22 protein-coding genes are annotated in these 20,027 nt (G+C 63.6%); all 22 read right to left on the bottom strand.

What is annotated here, in order from left to right:
• Positions 1-38: 38 nt before the first annotated feature.
• Positions 39-434 (bottom strand): DUF2802 domain-containing protein, encoded by a 396-nt coding sequence (locus tag RR51_RS04160; RefSeq protein WP_015271199.1) that lies wholly within the window; start codon positions 432-434, stop codon positions 39-41.
• 1 nt (position 435) lies between these two features.
• Positions 436-915 (bottom strand): chemotaxis protein CheW, encoded by a 480-nt coding sequence (locus RR51_RS04155; protein WP_003254393.1) that lies wholly within the window; start codon positions 913-915, stop codon positions 436-438.
• Between the two features lie 41 nt (positions 916-956).
• Positions 957-1,850, bottom strand: a complete 894-nt coding sequence (locus RR51_RS04150; RefSeq protein WP_039612703.1) for a CheW domain-containing protein — start codon at positions 1,848-1,850, stop codon at positions 957-959.
• Positions 1,850-2,638 (bottom strand): ParA family protein, encoded by a 789-nt coding sequence (locus tag RR51_RS04145; protein ID WP_013973578.1) that lies wholly within the window; start codon positions 2,636-2,638, stop codon positions 1,850-1,852. The genes RR51_RS04150 and RR51_RS04145 overlap by 1 nt, the downstream gene beginning before the upstream one ends.
• A gap of 216 nt (positions 2,639-2,854) precedes the next feature.
• Complete coding sequence (motD, locus tag RR51_RS04140; RefSeq protein ID WP_039612702.1) at positions 2,855-3,712, bottom strand: flagellar motor protein MotD; 858 nt, start codon at positions 3,710-3,712, stop codon at positions 2,855-2,857.
• 3 nt (positions 3,713-3,715) lie between these two features.
• Positions 3,716-4,456, bottom strand: a complete 741-nt coding sequence (locus RR51_RS04135) for a flagellar motor protein (RefSeq protein ID WP_013973580.1) — start codon at positions 4,454-4,456, stop codon at positions 3,716-3,718.
• Complete coding sequence (locus RR51_RS04130) at positions 4,456-5,595, bottom strand: protein-glutamate methylesterase/protein-glutamine glutaminase (protein ID WP_039612701.1); 1,140 nt, start codon at positions 5,593-5,595, stop codon at positions 4,456-4,458. The genes RR51_RS04135 and RR51_RS04130 overlap by 1 nt, the downstream gene beginning before the upstream one ends.
• 46 nt (positions 5,596-5,641) lie before the next feature.
• Positions 5,642-7,882, bottom strand: coding sequence for a chemotaxis protein CheA (locus tag RR51_RS04125; protein ID WP_039612700.1), 2,241 nt, complete (start codon positions 7,880-7,882; stop codon positions 5,642-5,644).
• Positions 7,883-7,894: 12 nt separating this feature from the next.
• Complete coding sequence (locus RR51_RS04120; RefSeq protein ID WP_039612699.1) at positions 7,895-8,683, bottom strand: protein phosphatase CheZ; 789 nt, start codon at positions 8,681-8,683, stop codon at positions 7,895-7,897.
• Between the two features lie 20 nt (positions 8,684-8,703).
• A complete protein-coding gene (locus RR51_RS04115) occupies positions 8,704-9,078 on the bottom strand; it encodes a chemotaxis response regulator CheY (protein ID WP_161551427.1) in 375 nt (124 codons plus the stop codon).
• 103 nt (positions 9,079-9,181) lie between these two features.
• Positions 9,182-9,922, bottom strand: coding sequence for an RNA polymerase sigma factor FliA (fliA, locus tag RR51_RS04110; protein ID WP_003257298.1), 741 nt, complete (start codon positions 9,920-9,922; stop codon positions 9,182-9,184).
• Positions 9,919-10,752: a flagellar synthesis regulator FleN gene (fleN, locus tag RR51_RS04105; protein ID WP_039612698.1), complete on the bottom strand. Its 834-nt coding sequence runs from the start codon at positions 10,750-10,752 to the stop codon at positions 9,919-9,921. Before fleN ends, fliA begins: the two co-directional genes overlap by 4 nt.
• 93 nt (positions 10,753-10,845) lie before the next feature.
• Complete coding sequence (flhF, locus tag RR51_RS04100) at positions 10,846-12,153, bottom strand: flagellar biosynthesis protein FlhF (RefSeq protein WP_015271206.1); 1,308 nt, start codon at positions 12,151-12,153, stop codon at positions 10,846-10,848.
• Positions 12,154-12,164: 11 nt separating this feature from the next.
• Positions 12,165-14,294, bottom strand: a complete 2,130-nt coding sequence (gene flhA / locus RR51_RS04095; protein WP_013973588.1) for a flagellar biosynthesis protein FlhA — start codon at positions 14,292-14,294, stop codon at positions 12,165-12,167.
• 201 nt (positions 14,295-14,495) lie between these two features.
• Positions 14,496-15,638 (bottom strand): flagellar biosynthesis protein FlhB, encoded by a 1,143-nt coding sequence (flhB, locus tag RR51_RS04090; protein ID WP_015271208.1) that lies wholly within the window; start codon positions 15,636-15,638, stop codon positions 14,496-14,498.
• 2 nt (positions 15,639-15,640) lie between these two features.
• Positions 15,641-16,417, bottom strand: a complete 777-nt coding sequence (gene fliR / locus RR51_RS04085; protein ID WP_015271209.1) for a flagellar biosynthetic protein FliR — start codon at positions 16,415-16,417, stop codon at positions 15,641-15,643.
• Between the two features lie 7 nt (positions 16,418-16,424).
• Entirely contained in the window at positions 16,425-16,694 is a 270-nt protein-coding gene (gene fliQ, locus RR51_RS04080; protein WP_003257294.1) for a flagellar biosynthesis protein FliQ, read from the bottom strand.
• A 21-nt stretch (positions 16,695-16,715) separates the two neighbouring features.
• Positions 16,716-17,471 (bottom strand): flagellar type III secretion system pore protein FliP, encoded by a 756-nt coding sequence (fliP, locus tag RR51_RS04075; protein ID WP_003257293.1) that lies wholly within the window; start codon positions 17,469-17,471, stop codon positions 16,716-16,718.
• Positions 17,471-17,905 carry a flagellar biosynthetic protein FliO gene (gene fliO, locus RR51_RS04070; RefSeq protein ID WP_039612727.1) on the bottom strand — a complete coding sequence of 145 codons (435 nt, stop codon included), beginning with the start codon at positions 17,903-17,905 and terminating at the stop codon, positions 17,471-17,473. The genes fliP and fliO overlap by 1 nt, the downstream gene beginning before the upstream one ends.
• 12 nt (positions 17,906-17,917) lie before the next feature.
• Positions 17,918-18,388, bottom strand: a complete 471-nt coding sequence (gene fliN / locus RR51_RS04065; protein WP_039612726.1) for a flagellar motor switch protein FliN — start codon at positions 18,386-18,388, stop codon at positions 17,918-17,920.
• Between the two features lie 47 nt (positions 18,389-18,435).
• On the bottom strand, positions 18,436-19,404 hold the full coding sequence (gene fliM / locus RR51_RS04060) for a flagellar motor switch protein FliM (RefSeq protein WP_013973595.1): 969 nt from the start codon (positions 19,402-19,404) through the stop codon (positions 18,436-18,438).
• Between the two features lie 9 nt (positions 19,405-19,413).
• Complete coding sequence (gene fliL / locus RR51_RS04055; RefSeq protein WP_039612697.1) at positions 19,414-19,911, bottom strand: flagellar basal body-associated protein FliL; 498 nt, start codon at positions 19,909-19,911, stop codon at positions 19,414-19,416.
• Positions 19,912-20,027 lie beyond the last annotated feature (116 nt).

The raw sequence follows: 20,027 nt of genomic DNA, 5'->3' as shown, positions 1-20,027 counted from the left end.
GCGGCCGCTGTGCTAGGACCGCACAAGACTCATGGCAATCAGTTGCCGCGATGCAGCTTGCTCATCAGCTCTGCCTCGGCCTGGGTCAGGCCGCAGCTTTCGGTCAGCTCCGCCACGCTGGCGCCCATGCCCACCAGCTTGGCCGCCTGGGTGAAGGTGACGTTGTGCGGGTCGCGCTGTTCCAGTTGCTGGATCTTGTCGGGCAGCGGCGCAACCGCCACGCGCAAGTCATGCAGCGCCTCGCCCATGCGCACGGTACCGTTCTGGTAATCGTCCAGGCGCTTGGCCAGGTCCTTGATGCGCTGGTCACGCAGCGCGTCACCCGCTGCCTGCTGCGCAGCCAGCTCGCGCTGGCGCTTGCTGTAGTTGAGGAAAAACCACAGGCTCAGCGCCCAGACCAGCGCCAGGAAGATGACAGCAACCTCTAGGATCAACTCAGATGTTCTCCAGCTCGGACCACTCTTCCTCGGTCATCATCTTGTCCAGCTCGACCAGGATCAGCAGTTCGCCGTTCTTGTTGCACACGCCCTGGATGAATTTGGCCGACTCTTCGTTACCCACGTTCGGCGCGGTCTCGATCTCGGACTGGCGCAGGTAGACCACCTCGGCCACGCTGTCGACCAGGATACCGACCACTTGCTTGTCGGCCTCGATGATGACGATACGGGTGTTGTCGGTGACTTCAGTCGGCATAAGGCCAAAACGCTGGCGGGTGTCGATCACGGTCACCACGTTGCCGCGCAGGTTGATGATGCCTAGCACGTAGCTTGGTGCACCCGGCACCGGGGCGATCTCGGTGTAGCGCAACACTTCCTGCACCTGCATCACGTTGATGCCGTAGGACTCATTGTCCAGACGGAAGGTAACCCATTGCAGGATCGGATCTTCGGAACCTTGTGCAGACGACTTTTTCATTCCCCTACCCTCAAAATCCGCCACAGGCGGTGTGTTCGGTGTCATTTCTGTTTGGCGTGCATCTGCTTGACCGCACCACTGGCGATCAGCTCGGCCAGTGCAGCGACGTCGAGCAGCGCACACATGTGTTCAATAACCGTGCCGGCCAGCCACGGGCGCTGGCCACGCTGGCTGCGCCACTTGATCTCGGACGGGTCCAGGCGCAGCGAGCGGCTGACCTGGTGTACGGCCAGCCCCCATTCGTAGCCCTGCACGGAAATCACGTACTGCAGGCCCTGGCGAAAATCATCGCGGTAGCGATCGGGCATCACCCAGCGCGCGGTGTCCAGCACCTTCAGGTTGCCGGCCTGGCAGGTCAGGATGCCGAGAAACCAATCCGGCTGGCCGAATAGTGGTGTCAGTTCCTGGCCGGCCAGGGTGTAGATCGAGCCCAGGCACACCAGCGGCACCGCCAGGGTCAGGCCCGCCACGTCGAACAGCAGGCATTCGAACGGCTCGGCGGCCCAGGCCGGGCGGCCATCGACCGTGGCCGGGGGCACGGGTACCTGCGGCGCCGGCAGGTGTACGTCCACCAGCGGCACTGCCGGCTCCACGGTCTGCTCCTCGACCAGCACCGGGATGCTGGCCTCGGCCACCACCTCGCGCTCGACTACCGTCACTACCGGTGCCTCCACCGGCATCACCTGTGGCAGCACCGCCAGCCTGGGCTCGGCGAAAGGCCGTGGTGCGGGGCTGACGGTTGCTTCGGCTGACGCCGGCCTGGCTTGCTGCAAGGCATCACGCGCCTGCTCTTCGCGCACCGCTTCGGCGAACTCTTCCGCCGCCGCTGGCGCCTCGAACAAGTCTTCGGCTTCGGTGGCGTCCTGCAGCAGGCCGTCGAGGTACGACTGCAGGGCCATCTGTGGCCGGGTACTGGTTTGCCGGGTCTGGGTCATCAGGCCACCTGCGCCGCAGTCTTGTAGGTCAGCAGGTGCTTGAGCAGCGCCCTGTAGGCAACCAGCCCGCGGCTCTTGCTGTCGAATTGCGAGGGCGTGACGCCCTTGCGGCTGGCATCGCGCAGGCGCGTATCCACCGGGATATAGCCCTGCCACACATGCTGGCCGTAGGTGTCACGCAGCAGCTTGAGCGTGGCCAGCGAGGCCTGGGTGCGGCGGTCGAACAAGGTCGGCACGATCTGGTACGGCAGCGCCTGCTTGCGCGAGCGGTTGACCATGGCCAGGGTCCCGACCATGCGCTCCAGGCCCTTTACCGCGAGAAATTCGGTTTGCACCGGAATCACCAGCTGCTGGCTGGCTGCCAGGGCATTGACCATCAGCACACCGAGCAAGGGTGGGCTGTCGATCAGGGCATAGTCGAAATCCTGCCACAGCTGCGCCAGACTCTTGGCGATCACCAGGCCCAGGCCGTTCTGCCCCGGTGACTGGCGCTCCAGCACCGCCAGCGCGGTACTCGACGGCAACAGCGAGATGCGTTCGTCACTGGTAGGCAGCAGCAGTTGCCCGGGCAGGCCCTCGGGCACCGCGCCCTTGTGCAGAAACAGGTCGTAGCAGCTGTGCTCCAGGGCATCGGGGTTGTGCCCGAAATAGCTGGTCATCGAGCCGTGCGGGTCGAGGTCGACGACGACCACGCGCTTGCCGGCCTCGGCCAGCAGGCCGGCCAGGGCGATGGTAGTGGTGGTCTTGCCGACGCCACCTTTTTGATTGGCTACTGCCCAGACTCTCATCAAGCAAACTCTATCTATTGATTTGGCAGGGACACTGCTGGGGCAACTGTCTTGCTCAACATCGGAAAGCTGGCGCGATCAGTGTGGGAGCGGGTTTACCCGCGAACACCGGCGCAGCCGGTGCCATGCACCGTGTCACCTTCTTCGCGGGTGAACCCGCTCCCACAGAGGACCGCGCTACATTCAACTACTTGGCAACGTCGGGGAATTGACGAATCACTGCCCCGCCACCGTTGCTGGCGTTGCCGGTGCACTTTGTGTGCCAGCCCGGCGCAATGCAGCATCCGGCGTGGCATTGGCACTGCCCGAGCCAGTCAGGCTGCGGCGCACTTCGAGGTTGCGCGAAATCACCAGCACCACGCGGCGATTGCGCGCACGGCCTTCGGCAGTGTCGTTGCTGGCAACTGGCTGGTACTCGCCATAGCCGACCGAGGCCATGCGTGCCGGGTTGACCCCTTCCATGGCCAGCAGGCGCACGATGCTTGCCGCCCGAGCCGAAGACAGCTCCCAGTTGGTCGGGTACTGCGCAGTGCGGATTGGCAGGTTGTCGGTAAAGCCTTCGACGTGCACCGGGTTGGCGAACGGTTTGAGAATGCCGGCCACCTTCTCGATGATCGCAAACGCCTTGTCGCTGGGCATGGCATCGCCACTGCCGAACAGCAACGAGGAATTGAGCTCGATCTCGATCCACAGTTCATTGCCGCGCACAGTCATCTGGTCGCTTTTGATCAGGTCGCCAAAGGCATCGCGCACGTCATCGCTGATGGCTTTCAGCGGATCGATACTGGTCGCCCCAAGGCCCGCATCGGTCTGCTCGCTGTCCTTCACCAACGGCTCGGCCGGGCGCACGCTCAGCGGCCGCTCTTCACCGATAGGGATCGGCTTCATGCTGCGCTCGGGGTCGTTGAACACCCCGAGCAAGGCCTGGGAAATGACCTTGTACTTGCCCTCGTTGATCGAGGAAATCGAATACATCACCACGAAAAAGGCGAACAGCAAGGTGATGAAGTCGGCGTAGGACACCAGCCAGCGTTCGTGGTTTTCGTGTTCCTCGGTATGACGACGGCGACGCATGGGTTACTCCATGAAGCCTTGCAGCTTCAGCTCGATCGAGCGCGGGTTCTCACCCTCGGCAATCGACAGCAGGCCCTCGAGCAGCATCTCGCGGTAGCGCGACTGGCGCATGACGATGGCCTTGAGCTTGCTGGCGATCGGCAGCAGCACCAGGTTGGCGCTGGCCACGCCGTAGATGGTCGCGACAAAGGCCACGGCAATGCCGTTGCCCAGTTGCGACGGGTCGGCCAGGTTGCCCATCACGTGAATCAGGCCCATCACCGCACCGATGATGCCGATGGTCGGCGCGTAGCCGCCCATGCTCTCGAACACCTTGGCGGCCTGGATATCACGGCTTTCCTGGGTCAGGAAGTCGACTTCGAGGATGCTGCGGATGGCCTCCGGCTCGGCACCATCCACCAGCAGCTGCAGGCCCTTGCGCGCATAAGGGTCAGGCTCGCTGTCGGCCACCCCTTCCAGGCCCAGCAGGCCTTCCTTGCGCGCGGTCAGGCTCCAGTTGACGACGCGGTCGATCCCGCCCGCCAGGTCTACCCGTGGCGGAAACAGGATCCAGCGCAGAATCTGCAAGGCACGCTTGAACGACGACAGCGGCGACTGCAGCAAGGCCGCTGCCAGGGTGCCGCCCAGCACGATCAGTGCCGCCGGGCCATTGATCAGGGCGCCGACATGGCCGCCTTCGAGGAAGTTGCCACCGACGATGGCGACAAACGCGAGGATCAGGCCGATCAGGCTGAGCACGTCCATCAGACGCACGCCTCCACCAGGTGCTTGCCGATTTCGTCCAGGCTGTACACCGCGTCGGCAAGGTTGGCCTTGACGATGGCCATGGGCATGCCATAGATCACGCAGCTGGCTTCATCCTGGGCCCAGACCGTGCTGCCGCCCTGCTTGAGCAGGCGCGCCCCTTCACGACCATCGGCACCCATGCCGGTAAGCACCACCGACAGCACCTTGTCGCCATACGACTTGGCCGCCGAGCCGAAGGTGATGTCCACGCACGGTTTGTAGTTCAGACGCTCGTCACCGGGCAGGATCTTCACCGCGCCACGGCCGTCGATCATCATCTGCTTGCCACCTGGGGCCAGCAGGGCCAGGCCCGGGCGCAGCATGTCGCCGTCCTCGGCTTCCTTGACGCTGATGCGGCACAGCTTGTCCAGGCGCTCGGCAAAGGCCTTGGTGAACGCCGCTGGCATGTGCTGGATCAGTGCGATCGGCGCCGGGAAGTTGGCCGGCAGCTGGGTCAGCACCCGCTGCAGGGCGACCGGGCCGCCCGTGGAGGTACCGATGGCCACCAGTTTGTATGGCTTGCGCTTGGGTGCCGGCGAATGCGCTGGCGCCGCTGCCGGGGCCGCTGCACGGGCAGGCGCAGGCGTGCGCGCCGCTGCCGGGCTGGCGAAACTGCTGGCAGCTGCGTGACCGCTGCCTGCTGGCGCGGGTACGGGTGCGGCAACCGGCGCATGGCTGGCGTAGCTGCCAAAACGGCGGTTGCTGCGGGAAATGGTATGCACCTTCTCGCACAGCAGTTGCTTGACCTTGTCGGGGTTGCGCGAGATGTCCTCGAAGTTCTTCGGCAGGTAATCCACCGCACCGGCATCCAGCGCATCGAGGGTGACACGGGCGCCTTCATGGGTCAGCGACGAGAACATCAACACCGGCGTCGGGCAGCGCTGCATGATGTGCCGCACCGCGGTGATGCCGTCCATCATGGGCATTTCGTAGTCCATGGTGATGACATCGGGCTTCAGCGCCAGCGCCTGGTCGATTGCTTCCTTGCCGTTGGTCGCGGTACCCACTACCTGGATCGTCGGATCCGCCGAGAGGATTTCCGAGACGCGGCGGCGGAAGAAACCGGAATCATCCACCACCAGGACCTTGACTGCCATAAACACTCCATTAGGCGGCGCAACCCGCCAGGGTGCGCCACCGAAATCAAATACGCCGCGCGGCGTAACGCTTGAGCATGCTCGGGACGTCGAGAATCAACGCGATGCGACCGTCGCCGGTGATGGTGGCCCCGGACATGCCCGGGGTGCCCTGCAGCATCTTGCCCAGCGGCTTGATTACCACTTCTTCCTGGCCAACCAGTTGATCGACGACAAAGCCGATGCGCTGGGTGCCGACGGACAGGATCACCACGTGGCCCTCGTGCTGCTCTTCGTGCACCTGGCCCTGGACCAGCCAGCGCTTGAGGTAGAACAGCGGCAGCGCCTTGTCGCGCACGATCACCACTTCCTGGCCGTCGACCACGTTGGTGCGCGACAGGTCGAGGTGGAAGATCTCGTTGACGTTGACCAGCGGGAAGGCGAACGCCTGGTTGCCCAGCATCACCATCAGGGTGGGCATGATCGCCAGGGTCAGCGGCACCTTGATGACGATCTTCGAGCCCTGGCCCTTGGCCGAGAAGATGTTGATCGAGCCGTTGAGCTGGGAGATCTTGGTCTTCACCACGTCCATGCCCACACCGCGGCCGGACACGTCGGAAATCTCGGTCTTGGTCGAGAAGCCCGGGGCGAAGATCAGGTTGTAGCAGTCCGACTCGCTCAGGCGATCGGCGGCATCCTTGTCCATCAGGCCCTTTTCCACGGCCTTGGCGCGCAGGATGTTGGGGTCCATGCCCTTGCCGTCGTCGGAGATCGACAGCAGGATGTGGTCGCCTTCCTGCTCGGCCGACAGCACTACGCGGCCGGTGCGCGCCTTGCCGGAGGCTTCACGCTCTTCGGGCATTTCCACGCCATGGTCGACAGCGTTGCGCACCAGGTGCACCAACGGGTCGGCCAGGGCCTCGACCAGATTCTTGTCGAGGTCGGTCTCTTCGCCGACCAGCTCCAGGTTGATTTCTTTCTTGAGCTGGCGGGCCAGATCACGCACCAGGCGCGGGAAGCGGCCGAAGACTTTCTTGATCGGCTGCATGCGGGTTTTCATCACCGCGGTCTGCAGGTCGGCGGTGACCACGTCGAGGTTGGACACGGCCTTGGACATGGCCTCGTCACCGCTGTTAAGGCCCAGGCGCACCAGACGGTTACGCACCAGGACCAGTTCGCCGACCATGTTCATGATCTCGTCCAGGCGCGCGGTATCGACCCGCACGGTGGTTTCCGCTTCGCTGGCGCCATGCTTGTCGGCGGCCGGGGCCGGGGCGCGGGGTGCTGCGGCAGGTTTGCTGGCAGGCGCCGGCGCCGGTGCCGGAGCAGCAGCTGCTGCTGGCTTGGCCACGGGCTGGCTGTCGGCCTTGGCCGCTGCCGGCACTTGCACCTTGGTTGCAGCCGGGGCTTCGACGGCGGCCACGTCGCCGCCGAACTTGCCTTTGCCGTGCAACTGGTCCAGCAGCGCCTCGAACTCGTGCTCGCTGATTTCATCGCTGGCTGCACCGGTGTCAGTTGCAGCAGGCGCCGGCGCCTTGGCAGCGGGCAAGGCATCGGCCTGGAAGGTGCCCTTGCCATGCAACTGGTCCAGCAGCGATTCGAATTCGGCGTCGGTAATTTCGTCGCTGGCCACTTCCGGCGCGCTGGCAACCGGCTGCGCGGCAACCTCGGCGCTGAACTGGCCTTTGCCGTGCAACTGGTCGAGCAGCGACTCGAACTCGGCGTCGGTGATTTCGTCACCTTCACCGCTCACGGTCTCGCCCTGCATCTGCTCGTCGGCCGCAGCTTGCGCCTTGACCGCATCGAGCGAATCGAGCAGCTGTTCGAACTCGCTGTCGGTGATGTCCTGCTCCTCGGCAGGCGCTTCGGCAACCGGTGCCGGTGCTGCGGCGGCAGGCGCTTCAACGGCCACGGCGCCCCCCGGCTCGGCCAGGCGCGACAGCGCCGCCAAAAGCTCGGGGGTAGCCGGGGTCACTTCGGCGCGCTCGCGCACCTGGCCAAACATGCTGTTGACCGTGTCCAGTGCCTCGAGCACCACATCCATCAGTTCCGCGTCGACCCGGCGCTCACCTTTGCGCAGGACGTCGAACACGTTCTCGGCGATATGGCAGCACTCCACCAGCTCGTTCAGCTGAAGGAAGCCGGCGCCCCCTTTTACAGTGTGGAAACCGCGAAAGATCGCATTGAGCAGGTCGGCATCGTCGGGCCGGCTTTCCAGCTCGACCAGTTGCTCGGACAGTTGCTCAAGAATTTCGCCGGCTTCTACCAGGAAATCCTGGAGGATTTCTTCATCGGCGCCGAAGCTCATCAAACGTGCTCCTTAAAAACCCAGGCTGGACAGCAGATCATCGACATCGTCCTGACCGGACACAACGTCTTCACGCTTATCGGCATGAATCTGCGGACCTTCACCCCGAGTCGGATGTTTTTCTCGATCTTTTTCTGCGCGAAGCTGATCGTGGTCATGCTGGATGCCCGCGAAGCGGTCGACCTGGCTGGCCATCAGCACCAGTTTGAGCAGGTTGCTTTCCACCTCGGTGACCAAGGTGGTGACGCGCTTGATCACCTGGCCGGTCAGGTCCTGATAGTCCTGGGCCAGCAGAATGTCGTTGAGGTGCCCGGCGACCTTGCGGTTGCCCTCGGCGCTGTGCGTCAGGAAACTGTCGATGCGTTTGACCAGGTCACGGAACTCCGGCGCAGCCACTTCACGGCGCATGAAACGCTGCCAGTCGGCGCTCAGTGCCTGTGCCTCGCTGGCCAAATCGTTGAGCACCGGGGTGCTTTCCTCGACCAGGTCCATGGTGCGGTTGGCCGCGCCCTCGGTAAGCCTGACCACGTACGACAGGCGCTCGGTGGCGTCGGTAATCTGCGACACCTCCTCGGCCTGCGGCATGGTCGGGTCGATCTGGAAACTGACGATGGCACTGTGCAGCTCGCGGGTCAGCTTGCCGACTTCCTGGTACAGGCCGCGGTCGCGGGTCTGGTTCAGCTCATGAATCAGCTGCACCGCCTCGCCGAAACGGCCCCGCTCCAGGCTTTCGACCAGCTCCTGGGCATGCTTCTTCAGGGTCGATTCGAACTCGCCCAAAGACGTTTGTGATGAATCCATGGCGCGCCCCCTGACGTGACTCAGCCGTTGACGCGTTCGAAGATCTTCTCGATCTTTTCTTTGAGCACCTGGGCGGTGAACGGCTTGACCACGTAGCCATTGACGCCGGCCTGGGCCGCTTCGATGATCTGGTCGCGCTTGGCTTCGGCGGTCACCATCAGCACCGGCATGGTTTTCAGGCGATCGTGGGCACGCACCTTGCGCAGCAGGTCGATGCCGGACATGCCAGGCATGTTCCAGTCGGTCACCAGGAAGTCGTAGTGGCCGTTCTCCAGCATCGGCAGCGCCGTAGTGCCGTCATCGGCTTCTTCGGTGTTGGTGAAGCCCAGGTCACGCAACAGGTTCTTGATGATCCGCCGCATCGTCGAAAAGTCGTCAACGATGAGGATTTTCATGTCTTTGTTCAAGTAGACCTCCAAGCAGTCTCAAACGCGCTCGGCCCCGAGCGCGCATTCACAATTCGGTACAACGTAGAAAACGACTGCAACGACAGCGGGCTCAACGCGCCCGCCATTCCCCCAGGCGGCTGCGCAGGCGCGCGGCACACTGGCTGTGCAACTGGCTGACCCGCGACTCGCTGACCCCCAGCACCTCACCGATTTCCTTGAGGTTCAGCTCTTCGTCGTAGTACAGCGCCAGCACCAGGCGCTCACGCTCCGGCAGGTTGGAGATGGCCTCGGTCAGGGCGGCCTGGAAGCGCTCGTCCTCCAGGCCGCGCGCAGGTTCTACCTGGCCACTGGCGCCATCCTCATGCAGCCCTTCGTGCTCACCGTCCTGCAACAGGTCGTCGAAGCTGAACAGGCGGCTGCCCAGGGTATCGTTCAAGATCCCGTAGTAATCATCGAGACTCAATTGGAGTTCGGCAGCAACTTCATGATCTTTAGCGTCACGGCCGGTTCTGGCTTCAACCGCACGCATCGCGTCGCTGACCATGCGGGTGTTGCGGTGCACCGAACGCGGTGCCCAGTCGCCCTTGCGCACTTCGTCCAGCATGGCCCCGCGGATGCGGATGCCGGCATAGGTTTCAAAGCTGGCGCCCTTGCTGGCGTCGTACTTGTTGGCCACTTCCAGCAGGCCGATCATGCCGGCCTGGATCAGGTCCTCGACCTGCACGTTGGCCGGCAGCCGCGCCAGCAGGTGGTAGGCGATGCGCTTGACCAGCGGGGCGTAGCGTTCGATCAGCTCGTACTGGGCGTCTTTCGACGCTCGGCTGTACATCTTGAAACCGCTGGCGTTCATAGCACTGGACCCGCGCTGGTGGGTTGCACCAGACGCTCGACAAAGAATTCCAGATGGCCACGCGGGTTGGCAGGCAGCGGCCAGCTGTCGACCTTCTGGGCTATCGCCTTGAAGGCCAGCGCGCATTTGGAGCGTGGGAAGGCTTCGTACACGGCACGCTGCTTCTGCACCGCCTTGCGCACGCACTCGTCATACGGCACGGCGCCCACGTACTGCAGGGCAACGTCGAGGAAGCGGTCGGTGACCTTGGTCAGCTTGGCGAACAGGTTGCGGCCTTCCTGCGGGCTCTGCGCCATGTTGGCCAGCACGCGGAAACGGTTCATGCCGTAGTCGCGATTGAGCAGCTTGATCAGGGCGTAGGCATCGGTGATCGAGGTGGGTTCATCGCATACCACCAGCAGCACTTCCTGGGCGGCGCGGACGAAGCTGACCACCGAATCACCGATACCGGCCGCGGTGTCGATCACCAGCACGTCGAGGTTGTCGCCGACTTCGCTGAACGCCTGGATCAGCCCGGCATGCTGGGCCGGGGCCAGGTGCACCATGCTCTGCGTGCCCGAGGCAGCCGGCACGATGCGCACTCCACCAGGGCCCTGCAACATCACGTCGCGCAGTTCGCAGCGCCCTTCGATGACATCGGCAAGGGTCCGCTTGGGGGTAAGGCCCAGCAGTACGTCGACATTGGCCAGGCCCAGGTCGGCGTCCAGCAGCATGACCCTGCGGCCAAGCTCGGCCAGCGCCAGGGACAGGTTCACTGAAACGTTAGTCTTGCCGACGCCACCTTTGCCACCGGTCACGGCGATCACCTGTACGGGATGCATGCTACCCATGTCTGTTCTTTACCTTGTCTCGCTGGGACTCAGGCCACACGTAGGGCAATTCTGCGTACCCTTTGGCATAGCTACCTTGCACACACTTCATCATCAACCCGCTCGCCGTGGGTTGTGATAGAGATCAGCGAACATGTCGGCCATGGCCTCTTCGCTGGGCTCGTCCTGCTGCTGCACATTGACCGCGCGGGATACCAACTGGTGCCCCCGAGGCAGGTGCAGGTCGTCAGGAATGCGCGGCCCGTCGGTCAGGTAGGCCACTGGCAGTTCATGACTGATGGCAAGGCTCAGCACGTCGCCAAGGCTCGCCGTTTCATCGAGTTTGGTCAGGATGCAACCAGCCAGGCCGCAGCGCTTGTAGCTGTGGTAGGCGGCGGTCAGCACCTGCTTCTGGCTGGTGGTGGCCAGCACCAGGTAGTTCTTCGCGGCAATGCCACGCCCGGCCAGGGTATCCAGTTGCATGCGCAGGGCCGGGTCGCTGGCCTGCAGGCCGGCGGTATCGATCAGCACCACGCGCTTGCGCAGCAGCGGCTCCAGCGCCGCAGCAAGCGACTGGCCCGGGTCGACGTAGGTCACCGGCACGTTGAGGATGCGGCCCAGGGTCTTGAGCTGCTCCTGGGCGCCAATGCGGAAGCTGTCCATACTCACCAGCGCCAGGTTCTGCGCGCCGTACTTGAGCACGTAGCGGGCGGCCAGCTTGGCCAGGGTGGTGGTCTTGCCCATGCCGGCCGGGCCGACCATGGCAATCACCCCACCCTCTTCGATCGGCTCGACCTCGGGGATTTCGATCATCCGCGCCAGGTGCGCAAGCAACATGCGCCAGGCCTGGCGTGGCTCGTCGATCTCGGCAGTCAGGTCCAACAGTTCACGGGCGATCGGCCCGGACAGGCCGATACGCTGCAGCCGGCGCCAGACGGTGGCCTGCTGCGGCTTGCTGCCCTGCAGCTGGTTCCAGGCCAGCGAGCCGAGCTGCACTTCCAGCAGCTCGCGCAGGCCCGACAGCTCGGAGCGCATGGCATCGAACAGGCGCGGGTCGACCGGCGCCGACGCAGGCGCTGCAGCAGCCTCGGGAACATCGACATGCGGTTCGATCAACGGCTCGGCGGCGGTCAGCGACTGCCCGGCGAACAATTGGCGGTTGTTGTCGCTGCTGTCCTGGCGGTGGCCCAGCTCGGCCTGGGCGGTGGCGATGCGCGTATGCGTCTTGCGCAGCTCTTCTTCCAGTTCGGCGTTGGGCACACGTGGAGCCAGGGCGGACAGCTTGTAGTCCAGCGCGGCCGTCAGCTCGACACCGCCGGCGATGCGACGGTTGCCGATGATGGCGGCATCGGCGCCCAGCTCATCACGGACCAGCTTCATGGCCTGACGCATATCGGCGGCGAAAAATCGCTTAACTTGCATTATCCCCTACCTCAGCCGTTAGGGCCCACGGTGGCAACGATGGTGACTTGCTTGTTGTCCGGTATTTCCTGATACGCCAGAACATGCAAATTCGGTACAGCCAGGCGGCCGAAACGCGACAGCATGGCGCGGATCGGGCCGGCGACCAGGAGGATGGCCGGCTGGCCCTGCATTTCCTGGCGCTGGGCCGCCTCGATCAGCGAACGCTGCAGCTTCTCGGCCATGCTCGGTTCCAGAAGAACACCGTCTTCCTGACCTTGCCCGGCCCTTTGCAGACTATTGAGCAAAATCTGTTCCAACCTTGGCTCCAGGGTAATCACTGGCAGCTCCGACTCAACGCCGACAATGCTTTGCACGATGGCGCGACACAATCCGACGCGCACCGCCGCCACCAGCGCGGCGGTATCTTGACTCTTGCCGGCGTTGTTCGCGATCGCCTCGGCGATACTGCGGATATCGCGCACCGGCACCTGTTCCGACAACAGCGCTTGCAGCACCTTGAGCAGGCCCGACAACGAAATGACACCCGGCACCAGCTCTTCTGCAAGTTTAGGCGATGCCTTGGCCAACACCTGCAGCAGTTGCTGGACCTCTTCATGGCCGATCAGCTCGTGGCAATGCTTCTGCAGGATCTGGTTCAGGTGGGTGGCCACCACGGTACTGGCGTCGACCACGGTGTAGCCCAGCGACTGCGCCTGGGAGCGCTGGCCGACATCGATCCACACGGCTTCAAGGCCAAACGCCGGGTCACGCGCGGCAATGCCGTTGAGGGTACCGAACACCTGCCCCGGGTTGATTGCCAGTTCGCGATCCGGGTAGATCTCGGCTTCGGCCAGGATCACCCCCATCAGGGTCAGGCGATAGGCGCTGGGCTGCAGGTCAAGGTTGTCGCGGATGTGCACGGTGGGCATGAGGAAGCCCAGGTCCTGCGACAGCTTCTTGCGCACGCCCTTGATCCGCGCCAGCAACTGGCCACCCTGGTTGCGATCGACAAGCGGGATCAGCCGGTAGCCGACCTCCAGGCCAATCATGTCGATCGGCGTGACGTCGTCCCAGCCCAGCTCCTTGGTTTCCAGCGCGCGCTGTGGCGAGGGCAACAGGTCCTGCTGGCGCTGCGCCTCCTGCAGCGCCTGCGCCTTGGCCTTCTGCTGCTTCTTCCACACCAGGTACGCGCCACCACCGGCCAGCAGGCCAAGGCTGAGGAAGGCCACGTGCGGCATGCCCGGCACCAGACCCATGACGATCATCAGCGCGCCGGACACCGCCAGGGCCTTGGGCGAATCGAACATCTGCCGGTTGATCAGCTTGCCCATGTCCTCGGAGCCCGAAGCACGGGTAACCATGATCGCGGCAGCGGTGGACAGCAACAGTGATGGCAATTGCGCCACCAAACCGTCACCGATGGTCAGCAAGGCGTACACCTTGCCGGCATCGCCAAAGCTCATGCCGTGCTGCAGCATGCCGATCAGCATGCCGCCGATCAGGTTGATGAACAGGATCAGCAGGCCGGCGATGGCGTCACCGCGGACGAACTTGCTGGCACCGTCCATCGAACCGTAGAACTCGGCTTCCTGCGCCACTTCGGCACGACGGTGCTTGGCCTGGGCCTGGTCGATCAGGCCGGCGTTGAGGTCGGCGTCGATGGCCATCTGCTTGCCGGGCATGGCGTCGAGGGTGAAACGCGCGCTCACTTCCGAAATACGCCCGGCACCCTTGGTCACCACCACGAAGTTGATGATCATGAGGATGGCGAACACCACGGCACCGACCACGTAGTTACCGCCGATCACTACCTCGCCGAAGGCCTGGATCACCTTGCCGGCGGCGCCGTGGCCCTCCTGGCCATGCAGCATCACAACCCGGGTGGAGGCCACGTTCAGGGCCAGGCGCAACAGCGTGGCCACCAGCAGGATGGTGGGGAATGCGGCGAAGTCGAGCGGGCGCAGGGCGTAGACGCAGACCAGCAGGACCACGATCGACAGGGCGATGTTGAAAGTGAAGAACACGTCGAGCAGGAACGGCGGTATCGGCAACATCATCATTGCCAACATCACCAGCAGCAACAGCGGCACACCCAGGTTGCCCCGGCCGAGCCCGGCCAGGTTGTTACGGGCGTTGCTGATTAACTGAGTGCGATCCACCGCGAGTCCTCTTGATGCAAAACTTTGACGCACAGGGGGCGCCTGGCGCTGGCTTTGCAAGAAGCTTTCCAACTTTGCTCGATGGGTGATTTATGTTGCCTGTTCCGGCCTCTTCGCGGGTGAACCCGCTCCCACAGGGACCGCAGCAGAGGACCTGTGTGCGGGTTTACCCGCGAAAGGGCCAGAAGCCCTTACACAAAGTCAACTGTCGCGGCGCAGGTCCGGCGGAATCGGCAGGTCGTCCTTCAGCGGCTCTGGCCGCTTGCCCTTGCCAGCCCGGTACTGGCGGATCTGGAACACATAGGCCAGCACCTGCGCCACTGCCAGGTAAAGCCCGGCAGGGATTTCCTGCTCGAGTTCGGTGGAGTAGTAGATCGCCCGCGCCAACGCCGGCGATTCGAGGATCTGGACCTTGTGCTCCACGCCGATCTCGCGAATCTTCAAAGCAATGAAATCCGTCCCCTTGGCCAGCAGCAACGGCGCCGCCCCGCCTTTCTCAGGGTCGTATTGCAAGGCCACCGCATAATGCGTCGGGTTGGTAATGATCACGTCGGCTTCCGGGACAGCCGCCATCATGCGCCGCTGCGAAGCCTCACGCTGAAGCTGGCGGATACGCTGCTTGACCTCGGGCTTGCCTTCGCTGTCCTTGTACTCGTCCTTGATTTCCTGCTTGGTCATCTTCAGTTTGTTGTGCGTCTGCCACAGCTGGAACGGCACGTCCGCCGCCGCAATCAACAGCAGCCCGGCCGACATCCACAATGCGCTCCAGCCCACCACCTGCAGGCTATGGATGATCGCCTGCTCCAACGGCTCATTGGCGATCGCAAGCAGCGCCTGGCGGTCGTTGACCAGCACCACCACCGCCACGACCAGGATCACGAAAAACTTGGCGAGCGCCTTCAATAGCTCGGTCAAGGCGTTCATCGAGAACATGCGCTTGATCCCCGACAAGGGATTCATGCGGCTGAATTTCGGCTGCAGCAGGCTGCCGGAAAACAGGAAACCGCCCAGGACTATCGGCGCGACGAAGGAAATCACGAACAACAGGATCAAGATCGGCTGCACCGCCCAGATGGCCATCTTGCCCGAGGCCAGCAGGAAGGCACCCATGGCGCGCTCATCGACGATGAAGTCGCGGGTCAGGCTGAAGTTCATGCGCATGATCGCCAGCAGCGTCTCGGCCAGGTGGCCGCCGAACGCCAGCAGGCCACCGGCACCGGCCAAGGTCACCGCCACCGTGTTCAGCTCTTTGGAACGCGCGATCTCGCCTTTCTCGCGGGCATCGCGCTTGCGCTTGTCGGTGGGTTCTTCTGTCTTGTCCTGACCGCTTTCGCTTTCCGCCATGCTCAGCGCGCCCTTGCCAGATCACGCAGCCATTGCAGCGCTTCGCTGGCCAATGCCTGGTAATGGGAAAGTATGTCGGCCAGGCCGACCCAGAAAATGAACATACCCATGACCAGGGTCAGCGGAAAACCGATGGAGAAAATGTTCAACTGCGGCGCGGCACGCGTCATTACGCCAAAAGCGATGTTCACCACCAGCAGCGCGGCGATAGCCGGCAGGATCAGCAGCAGGCCGGCACCGAACACCCAACCCAGGCGCCCCGCCAGTTCCCAGAACTGATTGACCACCAGCGCGTTGCCTACCGGCAAGGTGGTGAAGCTTTCGGTCAGTACCTCGAACGCCACCAGATGGCCGTTCATCAGCAGGAACAGCACACTCACCAGCATGGTCATGAACTGGCTGATCACCGCGACGTTGACGCCGTTGGCCGGGTCGACCATCGATGCGAAGGCCATGCCCATCTGCACCGCGACGATCTGGCCTGCGATCACGAAAGCCTGGAACAGCAACTGCAACGACAACCCGAACAACGCCCCGACGATGACCTGCTCGGCACACAGCAGCAGGCCGCGCAGGCTCAACGGGTCGAACTCGGGCAAGGGTGGCAGGGCCGGGACGATCACCACCGTGATGGCCACCGCCACGTACAGGCGCACCCGCGCCGGCAGCATACGGGTGCCGAAGATCGGCATGGTCATCAGCACCGCCGTCACCCGGAACAACGGCAGGATGAAGGTCGCGACCCAGGTGCCGATCTGCGTGTCGGTCAGCTCCAGCATCGGCGCGTCAACCGATCAGCTGAGGAATGTTGGTATAGAGACTGGTGAAGTACTCCATGAACTTCTGCACCAGCCACGGCCCGGCGATGATCAGCGTGACCAGCATCACAAGCAGGCGCGGCAGGAAACTCAAGGTCTGTTCGTTGATCTGGGTGGCGGCCTGGAACATGGCCACCACCAGGCCCACCAGCAGGCTGGGCACCACCAGTATGGCGACCATCAGGGTGGTCAGCCACAAGGCATCACGGAACAGGTCGACAGCGACTTCAGGTGTCATCGGCGGCTCTCCTTGACGGCGTCAGACGCCGCCGAAACTGCTGGCCAGGGTACCCATGATCAGCGCCCAGCCATCGACCAGCACGAACAGCATGATCTTGAACGGCAGCGAGATGATCAGCGGCGACAGCATCATCATACCCATGGCCATCAGCACGCTGGCCACTACCATGTCGATGATCAGGAACGGGATGAAGATCATGAAACCGATCTGGAACGCGGTCTTCAGCTCGGATGTCACGAACGCCGGCACCAGGATCGTCAGCGGCACCTGGTCCGGGCCGGCGATGTCGGTACGCTTGGACAGGCGCATGAACAGGTCGAGGTCGCTTTGCCGGGTTTGTGCCAGCATGAAGTCCTTGAGCGGCCCTTGGGCCTTGTCGATGGCCTGCTGGGCGGTCATCTGCTCCTTCAGGTACGGCTGCAGGGCGTCCTGGTTCACCCGGTCGAACACCGGCGCCATGATGAACATGGTCAGGAACAGCGCCATGCCGGTCAGCAGCTGGTTCGACGGCGTCTGCTGCAGGCCCAGGGCCTGACGCAGGATCGAGAACACGATGATGATGCGGGTGAAGCTGGTCATCAGAATGACGAACGCCGGGATGAAGCTGAGCGCCGTCATGATCAGCAGGATCTGCAGGCTGACCGAATACTCCTGCTGCCCGTCCGCGGTATTGGACAGGGTAATGGCCGGGATCGACAGCGGGTCGGCACCCAGGGCCAGCGGCGCAGCCAGCAGCAGCGCCAGAGTCAACAACACACGCAGCGCGCCACTCATCACTTCTTGTCCTTAGGGTCCTTGCCCATCAGCTCCATCAGCCGCTGGGCAAACTCCGGCGTCGCCTGGCGGGCGTTTTCCGGCACTTCCACGGGTTCGGCCAGCACATGCAGGGCCTCGATGCTGCCAGGGGCATGGCCAATCAGGATCTGCTCCTTGCCCACTTGCACCAGCAGCAGCCGATCACGCGGGCCGATGGCCCGGCTGCCGACGATCTCGATCACCTGCCCGCCCTTTACCGCCGTGCTTTGCATGCGCCGCAGCAACCAGGCCAGGAAGAAGATCAGGCCGACCACCAGCAGCAGGCCGAAGACCATCTGCGCCAGCTGCCCACCGAGGCTGCCAGGCGCGGTTGCCGGGGTTGCCGCCGGCGTGGCCGCGGCCAGGCAAGCCTGGCTGGCGAGCAGCGCGGCGAGCGCCGCGATGGCGCGCATCGTGCCCTTCACTCAGCGCAGCTTCTTGATACGTTCGCTGGGGCTGATCACGTCGGTCAGGCGGATGCCGAACTTCTCGTTGACCACCACCACCTCGCCATGGGCGATCAGCGTGCCGTTGACCAGCACGTCGAGCGGTTCGCCGGCCAGGCGGTCGAGCTCGATCACCGAGCCCTGGTTGAGCTGCAGCAGGTTGCGGATGTTGATCTCGGTGCTGCCCACTTCCATGGAAATGTTCACCGGGATATCCAGGATCACATCCAGGTTAGGGCCTTCGAGGCTGACGTTTTCGTTCGGCTTCGGCGAGCTGGCGAACTCCTCCATCGGCAGGCGGCCCGCGCCGCCGTTGCTGCTACCGGTGTCACCACCCAGCAGTGCATCGATATCGGCCTGGCCGGCTGCACCGGTTTCTTCCAGTGCCGCAGCCCATTCATCGGCCAGTGCCTGGTCCTCTGCGGAGGTGATCTCGTTTTCGTTAGCCATGGTTTCCTCGACAGGCATTCAATTCGTTATGTGCGACCGGCACGCCGTCAGCGGCGTTCGATCGGGTCGATGATCTGCAGCGCCAGGTTGCCCTTGTGCGAACCCAGGCGCGCCTTGAACGACGGCACGCCGTTCGCGCGCAGCACCAGGTGCTCGGGCAGCTCCACCGGGATCACGTCGCCAGGCTGCATATGCAGGATGTCGCGCAGCTTCAGCTGGCGCCGGGCTACGGTGGCGGTCAGCGGCACGGCCACGTCCAGCACATCCTCGCGCAGGGCCTTGACCCAGCGTTCGTCCTGGTCGTCCAGGTCGGACTGGAAACCGGCGTCGAGCATTTCCCGCACCGGCTCGATCATCGAGTACGGCATGGTCACGTGCAGGTCGCCACCACCGCCGTCCAGCTCGATGTGGAAGGTGGACACCACCACCGCCTCGCTGGGGCCGACAATGTTGGCCATGGCCGGGTTTACCTCGGAGTTCATGTACTCGAAGGTGACCGGCATGATTGCCTGCCAGGCTTCCTTGAGGTCGACGAAGCACTGGTCCAGCACCATGCGCACCACGCGCAACTCGGTGGGGGTGAACTCGCGGCCTTCGATCTTGGCGTGGCGGCCGTCGCCGCCGAAGAAGTTGTCCACCAGCTTGAACACCAGCTTGGCGTCGAGGATGAACAGCGAGGTACCGCGCAGCGGCTTGATCTTGACCAGGTTGAGGCTGGTCGGCACGTACAGCGAGTGCACGTATTCGCCGAACTTCATCACCTGCACGCCACCCACCGCCACGTCGGCGGAGCGGCGCAGCAGGTTGAACATGCTGATACGGGTGTAACGGGCGAAGCGCTCGTTGATCATTTCCAGGGTCGGCATGCGACCCCGCACGATACGGTCCTGACTGGTCAGGTCGTAGCTTTTGATGCTGCCAGGCTCGGATGCACTCTCGGTCTGCACCAGCCCGTCGTCGACGCCATGCAACAGGGCATCGATTTCATCCTGGGACAGCAGGTCCTGTACGGCCATTGCGGACTCCTACTGCAATACGAAATTGGTGAACAGCAACTGGTCGACGACCGGCTTGCCGACTTCCTTCTGCGCCACTTCCTGGACCACTGCGGTGGCCTTCTGGCGCAGCATTTCCTGTCCCACCGGGCTACCGGCCAGGGTGTCGAAGCCTTGCCCGGAGAACATCATCACCAGGTTGTTGCGGATTACCGGCATGTGCACCTTGAGGGCGTCCAGATCAGCCTGGTTGCGCGCTTGCAGGGTGATGCTCACCTGCATGTAGCGCTGGCGACCGTTCTGGTTGAAGTTGACCACGAAGGCCGGGGCCAATGCTTCGTAGATAGCCGCTGGCTTGACGTTGCTGGCTGCAGGGTCGGCGACCGGGGCTGGCTCGCTCTTGTGCATGATGAACCAGGTAGCGCCCACCGAAAGGCCGATCGCCAGCAACAGGCCCACTACTGCCAGCAGGATCAGCTTGAGTTTGCCTTTAGTGGCGGGGTCTTTGACTGCTTCGCTCTTCGCCATGCCAATAATCCGTCGTCCATCGGGGGTTCAAGGGAGGATGGCTTGGCTTGAGCAAGTGTTATGCCAGATTTTGCAGAAGGGACAACCGTGCTGGCTTCTTCGCGGGTGAACCCGCT

Origin of the sequence: Pseudomonas sp. C5pp (assembly GCF_000814065.1) — a bacterium.
GTDB lineage: Bacteria > Pseudomonadota > Gammaproteobacteria > Pseudomonadales > Pseudomonadaceae > Aquipseudomonas > Aquipseudomonas asiatica.
The sequence above is the reverse complement of the archived record's forward strand: the minus strand, read 5'-3'. Positions and strand labels throughout refer to the sequence as shown.

Bases quoted from the DNA above. Each gene is read 5' to 3' on its own strand.
- fliR (WP_015271209.1), bottom strand. From the start codon at position 16,417: ATGCTGGAGCTGACCGACACGCAGATCGGCACCTGGGTCGCGACCTTC.
- RR51_RS04120 (WP_039612699.1), bottom strand. From the start codon at position 8,683: ATGGATTCATCACAAACGTCTTTGGGCGAGTTCGAATCGACCCTGAAG.
- motD (WP_039612702.1), bottom strand. From the start codon at position 3,712: ATGCGTCGCCGTCGTCATACCGAGGAACACGAAAACCACGAACGCTGG.
- RR51_RS04155 (WP_003254393.1), bottom strand. From the start codon at position 915: ATGAAAAAGTCGTCTGCACAAGGTTCCGAAGATCCGATCCTGCAATGG.
- fliA (WP_003257298.1), bottom strand. From the start codon at position 9,922: ATGAACGCCAGCGGTTTCAAGATGTACAGCCGAGCGTCGAAAGACGCC.
- RR51_RS04125 (WP_039612700.1), bottom strand. From the start codon at position 7,882: ATGAGCTTCGGCGCCGATGAAGAAATCCTCCAGGATTTCCTGGTAGAA.
- RR51_RS04115 (WP_161551427.1), bottom strand. From the start codon at position 9,078: ATGAAAATCCTCATCGTTGACGACTTTTCGACGATGCGGCGGATCATC.
- fliQ (WP_003257294.1), bottom strand. From the start codon at position 16,694: ATGACACCTGAAGTCGCTGTCGACCTGTTCCGTGATGCCTTGTGGCTG.
- RR51_RS04135 (WP_013973580.1), bottom strand. From the start codon at position 4,456: ATGGACGTGCTCAGCCTGATCGGCCTGATCCTCGCGTTTGTCGCCATC.
- fliM (WP_013973595.1), bottom strand. From the start codon at position 19,404: ATGGCCGTACAGGACCTGCTGTCCCAGGATGAAATCGATGCCCTGTTG.
- RR51_RS04150 (WP_039612703.1), bottom strand. From the start codon at position 1,850: ATGACCCAGACCCGGCAAACCAGTACCCGGCCACAGATGGCCCTGCAG.
- fliL (WP_039612697.1), bottom strand. From the start codon at position 19,911: ATGGCGAAGAGCGAAGCAGTCAAAGACCCCGCCACTAAAGGCAAACTC.
- fleN (WP_039612698.1), bottom strand. From the start codon at position 10,752: ATGGGTAGCATGCATCCCGTACAGGTGATCGCCGTGACCGGTGGCAAA.
- fliN (WP_039612726.1), bottom strand. From the start codon at position 18,388: ATGGCTAACGAAAACGAGATCACCTCCGCAGAGGACCAGGCACTGGCC.
- flhF (WP_015271206.1), bottom strand. From the start codon at position 12,153: ATGCAAGTTAAGCGATTTTTCGCCGCCGATATGCGTCAGGCCATGAAG.
- RR51_RS04130 (WP_039612701.1), bottom strand. From the start codon at position 5,595: ATGGCAGTCAAGGTCCTGGTGGTGGATGATTCCGGTTTCTTCCGCCGC.
- RR51_RS04145 (WP_013973578.1), bottom strand. From the start codon at position 2,638: ATGAGAGTCTGGGCAGTAGCCAATCAAAAAGGTGGCGTCGGCAAGACC.
- flhB (WP_015271208.1), bottom strand. From the start codon at position 15,638: ATGGCGGAAAGCGAAAGCGGTCAGGACAAGACAGAAGAACCCACCGAC.
- fliO (WP_039612727.1), bottom strand. From the start codon at position 17,905: ATGCGCGCCATCGCGGCGCTCGCCGCGCTGCTCGCCAGCCAGGCTTGC.
- fliP (WP_003257293.1), bottom strand. From the start codon at position 17,471: ATGAGTGGCGCGCTGCGTGTGTTGTTGACTCTGGCGCTGCTGCTGGCT.